This is a genomic window from Labrys sp. ALF-8 (assembly GCF_059699065.1).
The window spans coordinates 895,683-910,219 of record NZ_AP048538.1; the positions used below are offsets into that span (position 1 = coordinate 895,683).

13 protein-coding genes are annotated in these 14,537 nt (G+C 61.3%); 6 read left to right on the top strand and 7 right to left on the bottom strand.

The window, feature by feature from the left end:
- The first annotated feature begins 78 nt into the window (after positions 1 to 78).
- Complete coding sequence (locus AC6H34_RS24010) at positions 79 to 546, top strand: cupin domain-containing protein (RefSeq protein ID WP_448147464.1); 468 nt, start codon at positions 79 to 81, stop codon at positions 544 to 546.
- A 157-nt stretch (positions 547 to 703) separates the two neighbouring features.
- Complete coding sequence (locus AC6H34_RS24015; RefSeq protein ID WP_497540465.1) at positions 704 to 1,360, top strand: HAD family hydrolase; 657 nt, start codon at positions 704 to 706, stop codon at positions 1,358 to 1,360.
- Positions 1,361 to 1,400: 40 nt separating this feature from the next.
- Here the strand turns inward: AC6H34_RS24015 and arfB are convergent, their stop codons facing one another.
- Positions 1,401 to 1,844: an alternative ribosome rescue aminoacyl-tRNA hydrolase ArfB gene (gene arfB / locus AC6H34_RS24020; RefSeq protein WP_448147466.1), complete on the bottom strand. Its 444-nt coding sequence runs from the start codon at positions 1,842 to 1,844 to the stop codon at positions 1,401 to 1,403.
- A gap of 126 nt (positions 1,845 to 1,970) precedes the next feature.
- Between arfB and uvrA the strand changes: the two genes are divergently transcribed.
- Positions 1,971 to 4,895, top strand: a complete 2,925-nt coding sequence (gene uvrA / locus AC6H34_RS24025; RefSeq protein WP_497540466.1) for an excinuclease ABC subunit UvrA — start codon at positions 1,971 to 1,973, stop codon at positions 4,893 to 4,895.
- Between the two features lie 297 nt (positions 4,896 to 5,192).
- A complete protein-coding gene (locus AC6H34_RS24030; RefSeq protein WP_448147468.1) occupies positions 5,193 to 5,348 on the top strand; it encodes a YjiS-like domain-containing protein in 156 nt (51 codons plus the stop codon).
- A 69-nt stretch (positions 5,349 to 5,417) separates the two neighbouring features.
- On the opposite strand, the gene AC6H34_RS24035 is transcribed toward AC6H34_RS24030, so the two are convergent.
- Together AC6H34_RS24035 and AC6H34_RS24040 are read right to left on the bottom strand one after the other, a co-directional pair.
- Positions 5,418 to 6,434, bottom strand: a complete 1,017-nt coding sequence (locus AC6H34_RS24035) for a DUF707 domain-containing protein (RefSeq protein ID WP_448147469.1) — start codon at positions 6,432 to 6,434, stop codon at positions 5,418 to 5,420.
- A 189-nt stretch (positions 6,435 to 6,623) separates the two neighbouring features.
- A complete protein-coding gene (locus AC6H34_RS24040) occupies positions 6,624 to 7,730 on the bottom strand; it encodes a sterol desaturase family protein (RefSeq protein ID WP_448147470.1) in 1,107 nt (368 codons plus the stop codon).
- 966 nt (positions 7,731 to 8,696) lie between these two features.
- Here AC6H34_RS24040 and AC6H34_RS24045 point away from each other — a divergent pair.
- Together AC6H34_RS24045 and trmFO are read left to right on the top strand one after the other, a co-directional pair.
- A complete protein-coding gene (locus tag AC6H34_RS24045; protein ID WP_497540467.1) occupies positions 8,697 to 8,852 on the top strand; it encodes a YjiS-like domain-containing protein in 156 nt (51 codons plus the stop codon).
- Positions 8,853 to 9,257: 405 nt separating this feature from the next.
- The gene (trmFO, locus tag AC6H34_RS24050; RefSeq protein ID WP_497540468.1) at positions 9,258 to 10,676 is read left to right on the top strand and encodes a methylenetetrahydrofolate--tRNA-(uracil(54)-C(5))-methyltransferase (FADH(2)-oxidizing) TrmFO; all 1,419 of its coding nucleotides are present in this window, start codon (positions 9,258 to 9,260) and stop codon (positions 10,674 to 10,676) included.
- Here trmFO and AC6H34_RS24055 read toward each other — a convergent pair.
- The 4 genes from AC6H34_RS24055 to secD are packed head-to-tail and all read right to left on the bottom strand — an operon-like array spanning position 10,673 to position 14,531.
- Positions 10,673 to 11,569 carry a phytoene/squalene synthase family protein gene (locus AC6H34_RS24055; protein WP_497540469.1) on the bottom strand — a complete coding sequence of 299 codons (897 nt, stop codon included), beginning with the start codon at positions 11,567 to 11,569 and terminating at the stop codon, positions 10,673 to 10,675. The genes trmFO and AC6H34_RS24055 overlap by 4 nt on opposite strands.
- A complete protein-coding gene (locus AC6H34_RS24060) occupies positions 11,566 to 11,946 on the bottom strand; it encodes an Mth938-like domain-containing protein (RefSeq protein WP_497540470.1) in 381 nt (126 codons plus the stop codon). Before AC6H34_RS24060 ends, AC6H34_RS24055 begins: the two co-directional genes overlap by 4 nt.
- A gap of 5 nt (positions 11,947 to 11,951) precedes the next feature.
- Positions 11,952 to 12,911, bottom strand: coding sequence for a protein translocase subunit SecF (secF, locus tag AC6H34_RS24065; RefSeq protein ID WP_448147475.1), 960 nt, complete (start codon positions 12,909 to 12,911; stop codon positions 11,952 to 11,954).
- Positions 12,912 to 12,932: 21 nt separating this feature from the next.
- Positions 12,933 to 14,531 carry a protein translocase subunit SecD gene (gene secD / locus AC6H34_RS24070; RefSeq protein WP_497540471.1) on the bottom strand — a complete coding sequence of 533 codons (1,599 nt, stop codon included), beginning with the start codon at positions 14,529 to 14,531 and terminating at the stop codon, positions 12,933 to 12,935.
- Positions 14,532 to 14,537 lie beyond the last annotated feature (6 nt).

The window sequence follows — 14,537 nt, forward strand, 5'->3', positions numbered from 1 at the left end:
TTCCGGTGCGAATCGCGAAAGAGCTTGCCGGATATCGGCGTGGCGCGCCATCATCGCAAGGCAAGGGCCGGAGGCATCATGACCGAAGATCACGATCATCGTTGGAAACATGACGGCGTGCGCGTCATACCAGGCGGGGAACTCGACCCGAATACGGCGCAGACTCCCGGCATGGACCGAAAGGCGGCTATCAACTTCGCCCGCGTCGGCGCCCAGAAGATCTGGGCAGGAACCGTCACCATTCATCCCAACGCGAAGACCGGTGCCCATCACCACGGTCATCTCGAAAGCGTGATCTATGTTGTGAAGGGGCGCGCCCGGATGCGCTGGGGCGAGCACCTCGAATATGTCGCCGAGGCCGGCCCGGGGGACTTCATCTATGTTCCGCCCTACGTGCCTCACCAGGAGATCAACGCCAATCCGGATGAAGTCCTCGAATGCGTCCTCGTGCGCAGCGACGGCGAGGCCGTCGCCATCAATCTCGACATCGAACCCGTCGAGAAGCCGGAGACCGTGCGCTGGATCGACCCTATCCACCGCCACTGAAGCCTGAATGTCCTGTCGGGTAGGCACAGGACCGCCGGTCCTCTGTCGCAGCATCATTCCCGCTTGCGGATCGAATGTCTGCCCCGCCGCGGCTTGCAGCTTGACAGCAACGCCGCGTGCGGGCACCTCACAGCTTTCCTCGCATCGGGCGGTTTGAATGTCGTTTTCTCTGGTGATTTTTGATTGTGACGGCGTTCTCGTCGATAGCGAAATCCTCTCAGCCCAGGTCGAGGCAGAAGCCTTGTGCAGTCTCGGCGCCAAGGTGACGGCAGAAGACGTCATGCAGCGTTTCCTTGGCCTCACCCAGGAGGCGCTCGAGAAGCGCTTCGAAGAGGATTTCGGGTTGAAGTTGCCTCACGACCATGCCCAGACCACCGCCCACATGTTGCGTACCGCCTATCTCACGCGTCTCGATCCGATTCCCGGCGTGCGGGAGGTCCTGGAAACGCTCGCCATTCCCTATTGCGTGGCCTCCAACAGCCCGCCCGCGAAGCTGGGGCTCGGCCTGAGCGTCACCAATCTTTTTGAGTTGCTCTATCCGAATGTCTTCTGCTCGAAGCTCGTCGCTCGCGGCAAGCCGGCGCCGGACCTCTTCCTGTATGCTGCCAAGACCATGGGCGCCGATCCTTCCGCCACGGTCGTGGTGGAGGACAGCGTCGTCGGCATCAAGGCCGCGAAAGCGGCGGGCATGACGGCGGTCGGCTTCGTCGGCGGGCTTCATCACATGCCCCCCAGCGAGGAGGCGCTCGTTGCGGCAGGCGCCGATCATATCGCGGAGACGATGGCAGAGGTGAAGGCGCTGATCACGGCCTGATCGCGGAGGTCCGGCAAGGGCCGTCGCATTCTTCCTGCGATCAGTCCGTCGAGATCTTTCCCCCTCGCAACGATTTCACGCTGGAGCGCCGGGATTTCGACTCGAGGCGGCGGGCCTTCGCGGCCTTCGATGGCTTCGTGGCCCTGCGTGGTGGCGGTGGCGGCGTGGCGGCTTCACGGAGCAGTGCCACGAGGCGCTCACGGGCATCCTCGCGATTGCGATCCTGAGTACGGAAGCGCTGGGCGACGATCACCACCACCCCGTCCTGGGTCAGCCTCTTGCCTGCCAGCTTCTGGGCTCGGATGGCAACCTCGTTCGGCAGCGAGGGCGAGGTCCGGATATTGAAGCGCAACTGCACCGCCGTGGACAGCTTGTTGACATTCTGTCCGCCGGGGCCGGAGGAGCGCACGAAGTCCTCATCGATCTCGCGCTCGTCGATGAACAGGGTCGGTGTAATCTCGATCATCGGGGCTGCATAGCTCATCCGATTTCGTGGTGCCGCAAAAATCTGCGGAAAAGTTCATGAATTGTTCTTGTGTTTTCTCACCTCCTCCTTCAATTTTCGGGCCAGAACGCTTATCTCAGCGCCAAAGCCCACAGGATCGTCTGAATGTCTGGCCGCCCCACCTCCGGCAGCGCTGTTCCATCGCTCGCCGATCGCCGCTTCATCACCGTCCGCGGCGCCCGTGAACACAATCTCAAGAACGTCGATCTCGAGATCCCGCGCGACAAGCTCGTGGTATTCACGGGCCTGTCGGGATCGGGCAAGTCCTCGCTCGCCTTCGATACCATCTATGCCGAGGGTCAAAGGCGCTACGTCGAGAGCCTGTCCGCCTATGCGCGCCAATTCCTGGAGATGATGCAGAAGCCAGATGTCGACCAGATCGACGGTCTCTCGCCAGCCATTTCCATCGAGCAGAAGACGACCTCGCGCAATCCCCGCTCGACGGTGGCCACGGTCACCGAGATCTACGACTATATGCGCCTGCTCTGGGCCCGCATCGGCATTCCCTATTCGCCGGCGACCGGCCTCCCGATCGAAAGCCAGACCGTCAGCCAGATGGTGGACCGCGTCATGGCGATGCCGGAGGGAACGCGGCTGTTCCTGCTCGCGCCCGTCGTGCGCGGCCGCAAGGGTGAGTATCGCAAGGAACTGGCCGATTTCCTCAAGCGCGGCTTCCAGCGCGTGAAGATCGACGGTTCCTTCTACGAGATCGCCGACGCGCCTACCCTCGACAAGAAGCTCAAGCACGACATCGACGTGGTGGTCGACCGCATCGTCGTGCGAGCCGACATCGCGGCGCGCCTTGCCGATTCCTTCGAGACGGCGCTGGAACTCGCCGACGGTATCGCCGTGGTGGAGCTTGCCGACCAGAAGGAGGAGGATGGCTCGCCTCGGCGCGTGATGTTCAGCCAGAAATTCGCCTGCCCGGTCTCCGGCTTCACCATCCCGGAGATCGAACCACGCCTGTTTTCCTTCAACAATCCCTTCGGCGCCTGCCCTTCCTGCGACGGTCTGGGCACCGAGATGACCGTGGACCCCATGCTGGCGGTTCCGGACGAGACATTGTCGCTGCGCAAGGGCGCCCTCGCTCCCTGGGCCAAATCGACCAGTCCTTACTATAACCAGACGGTCGACGCCCTCGCCCGGCATTACAAGTTCGGCGTGACCACGCCGTGGAAGGACTTGCCGGAGAAGGTGCAGCAGGTCTTCCTCTATGGTTCGGGAGAGGAGCAGATCCTGTTTTCCTTTGACGACGGCCTGCGCTCCTACGAGACCCGCAAGGCCTTCGAAGGCGTGGTGACCAATCTCGAGCGGCGCTGGAAGGAGACAGATTCCGAACAGGCCCGCGAGGACATTGGCCGCTTCATGGCGAATACGCCCTGCAAGGCTTGCGCGGGCTTCCGCCTCAAGCCCGAGGCGCTGGCTGTGAAGATTGCCGACAACCATATCGGCCATGTCTCGACCATGTCCGTGCGCCAGGCGCAGACCTGGTTCGAGGAGCTCCCCGCCAGGCTCGACGCCAAACGCAACGAGATCGCGATCCGCATTCTCAAGGAGATCCGTGAGCGACTGCGCTTCCTGGTCGATGTCGGTCTCGACTACCTCACGCTGGCGCGTAATTCCGGCACGCTTTCGGGCGGCGAGAGCCAGCGCATCCGCCTCGCCTCGCAGATCGGTTCCGGTCTGTCGGGCGTGCTGTACGTGCTCGACGAACCTTCCATCGGCTTGCACCAGAGGGACAATGAGCGCCTGCTGGAAACCTTGCGGCGCCTGCGTGAGCTCGGCAACACGGTCATCGTGGTGGAGCATGACGAGGATGCCATCCTGCAGGCCGACTATGTCGTGGACGTTGGGCCGGGGGCCGGCGTGCATGGCGGTCGGGTCGTGGCACAGGGAACGCCTGCCGAGATCATGGCCAATCCGGCATCCCTGACCGGTAAGTACCTGACCGGCGAATTGTCCGTGCCGATGCCGGCCGAGCGTCGCCGGCGTCAGAAGGGCAAGACCCTCAGGCTTTCCGGCGCGCGCGGCAACAATCTGAAGGACGTCTCGGTGGAGGTGCCGCTCGGGCTGTTCACCTGCGTCACGGGTGTTTCCGGAGGCGGCAAGTCCACGCTCCTTATCGATACGATCTACAAGGCCGTGGCGCGGCGGCTGAACGGGGCGCTGGAGCACCCTGCCCCCTTCGACAAGCTCGATGGACTGGAACTTATCGACAAGGTCATCGACATCGACCAGTCGCCGATCGGCCGCACACCACGTTCGAACCCGGCCACCTATACCGGCGCCTTCACGCCGATCCGCGAGTGGTTCGCGGGTTTGCCCGAGGCCAAGGCGCGCGGCTACCAGCCGGGGCGGTTCTCGTTCAACGTCAAGGGTGGCCGCTGCGAGGCCTGCCAGGGCGACGGCGTCATCAAGATCGAGATGCATTTCCTTCCGGACGTCTATGTCACCTGCGACGTCTGCAAGGGCAAACGCTACGATCGCGAGACGCTCGACGTGCGCTTCAAGAACAAGTCGATCGCCGATGTGCTCGACATGACCGTCGATGAGGCGGCCGAGTTCTTCAAGGCCGTGCCGACGATCCGCAACACCATGGAGACGCTGGCGCGCGTGGGGCTTGGCTATGTGAAGGTGGGGCAGCAGGCCACCACCCTGTCGGGCGGCGAAGCGCAGCGCGTGAAGCTATCCAAGGAACTGGCGCGCCGCTCGACCGGCCGTACGCTCTATATCCTGGACGAGCCTACCACCGGTCTGCATTTCCACGACGTCGCCAAGTTGCTCGAAGTGCTTCACGAACTCGTCGAGCAGGGCAATACGGTCGTGGTGATCGAGCACAATCTCGAAGTGATCAAGACGGCGGACTGGGTCATCGACATGGGGCCGGAAGGCGGCGATGGCGGCGGCGAAGTGGTGGCGCAGGGCACGCCCGAGCAGATTGCCCGGGAGCCGCGCTCCCATACCGGCCGCTTCCTGCGCGAGGTGATGGAGCGGCGCCCTCAGGGACGGCGGGGGGTAGCTGCCGAATGAGCCAATAGCTATGCATGCGGATGCATAGCTATTGTGCATTATGGTGTTTTTTTGGCTTTTACGAGCGACCCAAGCTCCGTGCCATGCGTTTCTGCATATCTGCCGAGAGGTTCGGTATCTACCTCGCGTAAATCGATTCATTTATATAAATGGCCATGAACGGAGACGCTGAAACGAAGTTCACAAGCGCATTTTCGAGCAAGGCGGCTGCCGCCGGGCGTGAAGAGAATGCGATCACTAGAAAGGTAGAGATGTTTCCGATGCCGAGGGGCCGGAAAATCTCTCGAGGATAGGAAGATGTTGTTCGCTGCTTTGATTGAACGTGTTGTCGCCTGGCGCCGTGAGCGCGAGACGCTGACCGAGCTCAAGCGCCTGAACGCTCGTGACCTTGCCGATATCGGCATCAACGCCAGCGAGATCCGTGAGATCGCTCGCGCCGCCGCCCGCGCTTGATCGGGAGTTCGACGTAGGATCCGCTCGACGGATCGATGACAAGCCGCCTTCGGGCGGCTTTTTATTTGGCTATCGCGATGTCGCCGGTGGCCGGGGTGACGACCCGCCAAAAGCCGAGTTCGCGACCGTCTCTATCCGGCGTAGAGGCGTTGGACGGGGCGGTAACGTCGGCCCCCGCTGCGAATGCCCGGGAAGACTGACCTTGATGTTGGCGGCCGGCCCGAGGAGCAGGTGGTAGAGATAGACCATCACAGCGCGCAGCCGCCACCTGAAGGGCTTCTGCTGCGAGATGGCCCCCAGCAGTGGAATGGCGGTGAGAAACAGCTGAAGGCGGCTGGTCGTCTGCCTTCCCGAATGCTCGATGCCGCCAAACGGCACGGTTCTCAACCATGGCAGCTTAAACATTTTCAGGACGGCGTAGATGTCGTCTTCGTAGATGCGCCCGCCAACGAAACCGTTGGCCGCCTTGTTGCCTCCCACCGGCTCGGTGTGCCTCACCGGAAAGCGGTCGATGACGGCGCAATCCCGGGGGCTTTCGCTTACGAGATTGCACCAGACGAGATCAATGCCGCTCTCGAAGCCGAGCGAATAGAGGGGGGCGACGCGTTCCAGGATGTCCTGCCGAAAGAATGGACACATCATCTCGACATAGTTGATGTAGCGCAGATCGAACCCCGGCTGCTGCAGCAGCGCCGCGAACGTGAAATGGCTGTCCCAGGTCAGTGCCGGTTGGGCAATCTTGAGGTTGTGCTGCCTGCAAAGATCGAAAGCGCCGGCGATCGTCGCCGCATCCACGTCGATATCTTCATCGAAGAAGCAGATATATTTGTAATCGCGCAGCAGCGAAGCGTATTCCTTCATGAAGCCGGCGTAACCGGCGACCTTCTTGCCCGGCCTGTATTCGAAACGGATGCCCTCGCCCGCCGTCACGGGGACTGTTACGTCATAGCAACTCAGGAAGACGTCGAAATTTCTGTCGTCCGCGGTGGCGAGCCAGCGCATGTGCAGGCTTTTCCGCCCGATGCGGGAAACCAGCAGGTAGTCCTTGCTCGTCTTGAAGGGGGGATCGATCAGGACGTCACTCATTCTACATGCCCTTGCCTGAAGGCGAGTTGCGGGCTTCGATGCCGGACGAGATTTCCTCAGGGACGAGGCTCGAAACGGGGAAGCACTGACCCGCTGCCGTAACGACACTGCTGGCACACCAAAGTGGGCAAAAGATGTCGGATAACATGACGTCGGCCGGGATCGACATGCCCGCTGTCGCGCCGGCGGCTAGGCCCGCTTGTGGACCGCCTGCGCCATCGGCACGGCTTGCGTCTCAACCGGCTTCGGGACCGCTGCCGGAGGGACCGGGTAGACGCTGTCGTCGCCTGGTTCGCGCCAGAGTGTGCCCTCGCCCAGCGTTGCCCAGCGTCGCCCAGCCGCCTGCGGAGACAGTGCCGACTTCGAATTGCGCACGACAAGCCTCCAGATCTTTATCATGGGCAGGAGATAGGCTCCCGAGACGTCGTTGTACTCTTCCTCCTCCGGTTTCCCGAGCCCATATATGAATGTCTCGTTCCTGGCGGGTATGATAGCTGTGCCGAAGAACCAGTCCCAGATCGAAAGTTTGTCGCCGAAATTCTTATCCCAGTACTGGAGTTGGGAACTGTGATGCAGTTGATGCATGTGCGGGCTGAGCAGGAACCGGTCGAATGGCCCGAAGCTGACCGGGAAATGGGAATGCCTCAGAACATTCAGGATGACGATCGAGCCCAGGATCTTGGCGTTGAAGAACAGGACCAGAAGATCGGGAATACTGAAACCATAAAGGAAACCCATCACGCCCATGGTGATGCCCACCATGAAGGCTGCGCACAGGAGATCGAACAGATTGCCGACGGGATGGGTACGATCCGTCGTTGCCGGGTTCAGGAAGGTGGCGGAATGATGGACCTTGTGCAATTCCCACAAGACCGGCACGAAATGCTGAAGGTAGTGGGTGTAGAAGATCATGAAATCGTTGACGACGAAGATTATCAGCGAACAGACGATGATGGTCCCGTAGCCAAAGGCCATCGGCCTGAAGTCTGGAAACAGATAGGAAAGCCCAGCCTCTACTGACAGCGCGATGAAGGTGGCGCACACGGTTTCGCTGACACCGTATATGGCTTTCATGAACTTGGAGGCGAGGTACATGACGACATCGATCGTCGAAGTCTTCTTCTGCCATTCGTCGAATGGAAAGCAGTAACGTACGAAGCCCATCAGGCCAGTATATTCGCCGCTGAACCGGAACTGGAGCGCGAAACACACGATCGCCGTCGCGAAGAATGTGAGCCACGTGACGATGAACATCGGCAAATTGATGGCGCTGAAGTTTGTGTAGACTTCGTTCATAAATCCCCCGGCAGATTTCGGTTCTTGCCAGCTCCGAACCGAGCTTCGCCCGTTCTTGTGTAACGTCTTACCTGCCCGACCGTTGTGATCGAAAGCACCAGAGGAACACGCAATCCCCGGCTACCTTGAATTCTTCAATCAAATCACGACGACATGGCATTTTAGTTGGGAACGGCGAATCTTCAACGCGGAACAAGACATGGGTCCCCTACCATTTGTTGGTACGCCGTAATGAATTCGTATCAGCACCCTGCTTTCGAGCGCATTGTGTTTGACACAGGACGATTCTCGCCTCCAAAATACTTATATTTGAATTACGTAGCGTAATATCGACGATATTTTACTAAGGCGTTGTGTTTAATTTTAATTTCGTTCAAATAAAACTTATATTTTATCGATGTATAAATTATAATTTATTGGATATCATCAAGACTTTATATGCGTATATTTCGAATTATAATTCGTTACTGCTCGATCGTCTTTTGATTTACGAGGAACTTCTCCCTGATATCCAGACGTTTGCGCCGATGTATGACGAAGAATGTCACGACTGGCGTGACGGCGCTGTGATGGTCGTCGTCATGGACACGATGCGTCGATGCGTTTCATGCCTCGGTGGTAGATGCCGTCGCAATGAATCGACGGCACGCGGCATCTTGCTGGCAGGCGCCCGCCTATGGGACCGTCACCCGCTGCCCTATCTCGAAAAGCGCCCGTGCTTTGGCTGCCTGGAACGGCACCGTCGTTTACGACTTCTTAAGATATGACAAATTTGCAATACTAATGCGGAATGTTCGAAATAATGAACATTATCGACGCTATTTTTCCATTTGATATGCATTTATCGCATGATCGTTGTGCAGTGCAGCATCTAGCGCGAAGGGATTTAAAGGGGCATATAGGGTTTGTGAGCGGCGCTGAAGAATTCTCCTTCATGTGCCTGGTTCACGAAGAAGGAACCTTATCATGTTGTTCGCTGCTTTGATCGAACGTGTCCGCATCTGGCGCCGTGAGCGCGAGACGCTGGCCGAGCTCAAGCGCCTGAACGTACGCGATCTGACCGACATCGGTATTAACCCTGCCGACGTTCGCGCGATTGCGCGTCAGGCAGCCCGCGCCTAACCGGCGCCGATTGATACCAATGAGCCGCATGCCCCCGGCATGCGCTCATTGGTGCAGTTCAGAGCATTTTTGCTTCCAGGCGGAACCGCCACGAATTGCGAAATGCTTGTGTTTTTTTGGATGTAAGGCTGGGCGCGCGATTCGGCCTGGCTGTCTATTGCTCTGGAGACGCCGCCCGCGCGCAATCTTCTGCAGCGGTGTTTCGGAAAACGTGCTCCCGTCCAGGGAACTAAAAAGCCTGCCTGGATCTTCCGCAGGTAGTGACGCGCCCCTCCGGCGACGTCGCCGTCCACCCCATTCCGGGCGGATGAGGCGGACGGATTGCGATATCGCCCTCGGCAGAGCCGCCCGTCCCGGGCGGCTTTTTGCTTTGGACCGAGGCGCTCGATGCTCTAAAGAGCCCTCATGACAATTGCACCTGTACACATCATAGGCGGTGGTCTCGCCGGTTCCGAGGCATCCTGGCAGCTGGCACAGGCGGGCGTACCCGTCATTCTGCATGAGATGCGACCGGTACAGCCGACGGAAGTCCACAAGACCTCGGATTTCGCGGAGCTCGTCTGCTCCAATTCCTTCCGCTCCGACGATGCACAGACAAACGCGGTGGGCTTGCTGCACGAAGAGATGCGCCGTCTCGATTCGGTTATCATGGCCAGCGCGGACAGGCACAAGGTGCCTGCCGGCGGTGCTCTTGCCGTCGACCGCGACGGCTTCTCCGCCGAGGTTACCGCACGGCTCGGCAGCCATCCCCTGATCGAGGTTCGCCGCGAGCATGTGGAGACGCTCCCGCCTTCCGATTGGGACAATGTCATCATCGCCACGGGGCCCCTCACCTCCCAGCCGCTGGCGGCGGCCGTGGCCGCCCTGACCGGAGAGACGTCGCTGGCCTTCTTCGATGCCATCGCGCCTATCGTGCACCGCGATTCCGTCAATATGGACATCGCCTGGTTCCAGTCGCGCTACGACAAGCCCGGCCCCGGTGGCACCGGCGCCGACTATATCAACTGCCCGATGACGAGGGAGCAGTACGAGGCGTTCCTCGATGCCCTGATCGCCGGCGACAAGACCGGATTCAAGGAGTTCGAAGGCACGCCCTATTTCGACGGCTGCCTGCCGATCGAGATCATGGCCGAACGTGGGCGCGAGACATTGCGTTTCGGGCCGATGAAGCCTGTCGGCCTCACCAATCCGCGTGACCCGCAGGTCAAATCCTACGCCATCGTCCAGCTTCGCCAGGACAACGCTCTCGGCACGCTCTACAACATGGTCGGCTTCCAGACGAAGCTCAAATATGCCGAGCAGGTGCGGGTGTTCCGCATGATACCGGGGCTGGAGAATGCCGAGTTTGCCCGTCTCGGGGGCCTGCACCGCAATACCTACCTCAATTCGCCTGTACTGCTCGATTCGACGCTTCGCCTGAAGTCGATGCCGCGCCTGCGTTTCGCAGGGCAGATAACCGGCTGCGAGGGATATATCGAAAGTGCGGGCGTGGGTCTGATGGCCGGGCGCTTCGCGGCGGCCGAACGCCTCGGCCGTGTACCCTCTCCCCCTCCGGTAACGACGGCACTCGGCGCGCTGCTCAATCACATCACCGGCGGCCATATCGTCAGCGAGGAGGCCGGCCCGCGCTCCTTCCAGCCGATGAACGTCAATTTCGGCCTTTTCCCACCGCTCGATTTCACGCCGAAGAGCGAGGACGGCAAGCGTCTGCGTGGCACCGAGAAGACGCACGCCAAAAAACGCGCCATGAGCGCCAGGGCCTTGCAGGATCTGGAAGCCTGGAAGAACGCGGCTGCAGGCGAGGAGGAGCGGCCGCAGGTCTAGGGCGCGCCACCGCCCGGCCTTCTGCCGGCCCGCCGGGCGAAACGCCACAGATGCCATTGCCGCAACCACTGGGCAGGTTCCGCTCGCATGCGGAACAGATCGAAGCCGGGTCTCGTCATCCGCCTGAGCAAGGGCCGGACCAGGGCGAGGCCGACATAGGCCGGAACGACGGTGCCGGGCACAGCCGAGAGCAGGTTTTCGGCGATATCCTGGTGCTTCAGGGCAAGGCCCGCAAACTCGGTCATCATGGTGCTCAGCTCGGGCGTGTTCCGACCGTTCAAAAGGTCCTCTCGGGCACTGCCGTGCTTGATCACGATGTCGGCGGGTACGAAGATCTGTCCGCGCGCGGCATGGCGCGCTGCATTCCGCATCAGGCTTGCAATGCCGTAGGCGACGCCTGCATGGCCGGCCTGATCCGCGGTGCCGGCGTCCCCGCCATCGGCAAGAATGAGGCTGGCCAGGCGGAACAGGGTCGAACTCGTCTCGCCGCAGTAGCCTTCGAGATCCCCCACGGTCGGCAGGAGGTCGTCATAGAGGTCGTGGGTGTGCGCGTCGATCAGCGCCGAGAGTGCGGACGCAGGCAGCCGATAGCGCTCGATCGCCGAGATGAGCTCGGCAGCTACCGGGTGGCCGGAGGCATTGCCCCGGGCTTGCCCCTCGATGAGGTCTCGCCACCATTGCAGGCGAACCTCGCCAGGCAAAGGCTCGGATACCACGTCCCTGATACGCTCGATCTCGATGTTGAAGGCATAGAGCGCCGTGAGCGCGCGGCGGTGCTGCTCCGGCGCAAACAGGCAGGCCAGCCAGCGGTCTCGATCATGCTCGCGCAGCAAGCCGGCGCAATAGCCCTCGTTGCTGACGCTGTCGTTGCTGTTTGCCTGCGTGAGGCTCATGGCGTGGCGATCAGGGCGGCGGCGACCCGCCGGTCCTCCGCAAGCAGGACGTTCCAGGTTCGGGTTGCGGCCCCCGTCGGCATCACGTCAAGGGCGATCTTCAGATCCCGAAACCGCCAACGCAGCTTTTCGGGAAAGAAGGCGATGTCCCTGCCCGTGCCGATCAGCAGGATCTCGATCCGGTCAGCCTCCGCATAGACCGGTTCGAAGGCCTGTTCGGAAAACTCGGCCGGACTGGTTATCGGCCATGCATGCATGCCGGAGGGCAGGCACAGCAGCGAACCGCGATGGGACATTTCCGCAAAGCGAAAGCCATCCTCGCCATAGGCATCGATCGGCGCAACGCGGGGTAGAAAGCGCCGCTCGGCTTCCGCCATGACGCTTACTCCGCTGCCCGGGCGTCGAATTGACCGTCCCTGGCCCCCGCAGCCTGCCCCTCATGGCTGCCCGGCCGCAGGCCGAGATAGATCAGCACCGGCGAGGCGATGAAGATGGAGGTGTAGGTGCCGACCAGCACCACGCCGAACAGCATGGTCGCGGTAAAGCTGTGAATGGCGTGGCCGCCGAAGATCAACAGGGCCAGCAAGGCAAGGGCCACGGTGACGTGCGTGATGACCGAACGTGACAGGGTGGCGTTGATGGATTCGTCGAGCAACTCGTCCATCGGCTTCTTCTTGTACTTGCGGAGCAGCTCGCGGATGCGGTCATAGATGACCACGGTGTCGTTGAGCGAATAACCCAGGATGGTGAGGAGAGCCGCCACGCTGGTGAGATCGAAGTCGATCTGCGTCACCGACATGAAGCCGATGGTGAGCACGATGTCGTGCACGTTGGCAATCATGGCGCCGACGGCGAACTGCCAGTCGAAGCGGAACCACAGATAGATCAGGATGCCCAGGATCGCGACGAAGATGCCCACGGTGCCGACGGTCACGAGTTCCTGGGAGACGCTGGGGCCGATGACCTGAATGCTGTCGAACTGATAGGCCTCGCCCAGCGTGGTCTTGATCCGTTCGGCAGCGTCCTGCTGTGCCTTGTCGCCGCCGGGCTGCTGGGCAACCCGTACGAGCACCTGCCCCTTGTTGCCGAATTCCTGCATCTGGATTTCACCCAGCTGCAGCGGTTCGAGCTGGCTGCGAATCGCCAGGACATCCGACTGGCCTGACTTGGCCGTGATCTCCAGGGCGATGCCGCCCTTGAAATCGATGCCGTAGTTCAGGCCATGCGTGAAGAACAGCACCAGCGCCAGGATCGACAGGACCGCCGAAGTCGGGAAGCTGAAGCGCCGGAAACGGATGAAGCCGAATTTGGTGTTGTCGGGAACAATGCGAAGATGGCGCACCGCGCTCACTCCATCAATTAATCAGATCGGGATGGAACGAGGCTTGACCCCGCGATACCACCAGGAAACCAGCAGGCGCGTGACCGTGAAAGCGGTGAACACCGTGGTGATGATGCCGATGCCCAGCGTCACCGCGAAGCCCTTCACCGCGCCCGTGCCGACGAAATAGAGCACGGCGGCGGCGATGAAGGTGGTGATGTTGGAATCGAGGATGGTCGCGAGCGCCCGGGCGAAGCCTGCATCGAGCGACATCAGCACCGTACGCCCTGCTCTCACTTCCTCACGGATGCGTTCGTAGATCAGCACGTTTGAATCGACCGCGATGCCTACCGTAAGCACGATGCCCGCGATGCCCGGGAGAGTCAGCGTGGCGCCGAGCAGCGAAAGCAGGCCGAAGATCAGGCCGACGTTGAGGGCCACGGCGACCGAGGCGATGATGCCGAACAGTCCGTAGCTCGCGATCATGAAGGCGATGACGAGCAGGGAGCCGACGAGGGCCGCCATTTCACCCGCATGGATCGCAGCCTCGCCGAGGCCGGGGCCAACGGTCTGCTCCTGCACCACGGTCATCGGAGCCGGGAGGGCGCCCGAGCGCAACAGCAGCGCCAGGTCCTGCGCCGACTGGGAGGTGAAACTGCCGGAGATCTGTCCCGATCCACCGGTGATCGGCTCGCGAATCACGGGAGCCGAGAGCACCTTGCCGTCGAGCACGATCGCAAAGGGCTTGTTGACGTTCTCGGTCGTGACGCGGGCGAACTGCTTGGCGCCGTTGGTATTGAAGCGGAAGGAAACCACCGGCTCGCGCGTGTTCTGATCGAAGCTTGCCTGGGCATCGGTAAGTTCGTCGCCGGCTACCATCACCTGATCCTGGATCAGGAAGTTCTGGGTTCCGTCCTGTGCCGGCAGAATTTCCGAATCGACCGGAGGACGGGTAGCCATCGCCTGCTGCACGGACATGCTGAGGTCCACCAGGCGAAACTCGAGCTTGGCGGTCTTTCCGAGCAATTCCTTGAAGCGATCGGGATCCTTCAGGCCCGGCAACTGCACGACGATGCGGTCCTCACCCTGACGCTGGATGATCGGTTCCACCACGCCCGTGCCGTTGACGCGGTTGCCGACGATTTCGACGGAGCGTTGCATGATACGATTCATGCGCTCGCGCAGGCCTTCGTCCGTCAGGCTGATCGCGATCTGCCCCAGCGTATTCGAGTTGATCGTCGCCGTGCGGGTGCCGCCGCCGAACAGGTTGCCGTCGGCCGGATTGCCCAGTGCCTGCAGCAGTTCGGTGGCCCTCGTGGTGTCGTCCGGGTTCGGCAGGGTCACGAGGATGCCGCGAGGCTGCAATGCTGCCTGGCTGCGGATCTTGTTGTCGCTCAACAACTGGCGAGCCTGCCCGCGCAGGCTGGCGACCTGTTCGCGCAGCACGGCGTTCTTGTCGACCTCGAGCAGGAAGTAAGACCCGCCCTGAAGGTCGAGGCCGAGCGTAAGCGCATTGTGGGGCAGCCAGGTCGGCATGGCATTGCGCCAACTCACCGGCATGAGGTTGGGTGCGGCCAGCCAGAGGCCGATCAGCAAGGTGAGGAGAACCGCGGCGGTCTTGCCGGGAGAGAAATGCAGCATGGCTGA

Bases quoted from the DNA above. Each gene is read 5' to 3' on its own strand.
- trmFO (WP_497540468.1), top strand. From the start codon at position 9,258: ATGACAATTGCACCTGTACACATCATAGGCGGTGGTCTCGCCGGTTCC.
- AC6H34_RS24010 (WP_448147464.1), top strand. From the start codon at position 79: ATGACCGAAGATCACGATCATCGTTGGAAACATGACGGCGTGCGCGTC.
- AC6H34_RS24040 (WP_448147470.1), bottom strand. From the start codon at position 7,730: ATGAACGAAGTCTACACAAACTTCAGCGCCATCAATTTGCCGATGTTC.
- AC6H34_RS24030 (WP_448147468.1), top strand. From the start codon at position 5,193: ATGTTGTTCGCTGCTTTGATTGAACGTGTTGTCGCCTGGCGCCGTGAG.
- AC6H34_RS24060 (WP_497540470.1), bottom strand. From the start codon at position 11,946: ATGGCGGAAGCCGAGCGGCGCTTTCTACCCCGCGTTGCGCCGATCGAT.
- AC6H34_RS24035 (WP_448147469.1), bottom strand. From the start codon at position 6,434: ATGAGTGACGTCCTGATCGATCCCCCCTTCAAGACGAGCAAGGACTAC.
- AC6H34_RS24045 (WP_497540467.1), top strand. From the start codon at position 8,697: ATGTTGTTCGCTGCTTTGATCGAACGTGTCCGCATCTGGCGCCGTGAG.
- AC6H34_RS24015 (WP_497540465.1), top strand. From the start codon at position 704: ATGTCGTTTTCTCTGGTGATTTTTGATTGTGACGGCGTTCTCGTCGAT.
- arfB (WP_448147466.1), bottom strand. From the start codon at position 1,844: ATGAGCTATGCAGCCCCGATGATCGAGATTACACCGACCCTGTTCATC.
- AC6H34_RS24055 (WP_497540469.1), bottom strand. From the start codon at position 11,569: ATGAGCCTCACGCAGGCAAACAGCAACGACAGCGTCAGCAACGAGGGC.
- uvrA (WP_497540466.1), top strand. From the start codon at position 1,971: ATGTCTGGCCGCCCCACCTCCGGCAGCGCTGTTCCATCGCTCGCCGAT.
- secD (WP_497540471.1), bottom strand. From the start codon at position 14,531: ATGCTGCATTTCTCTCCCGGCAAGACCGCCGCGGTTCTCCTCACCTTG.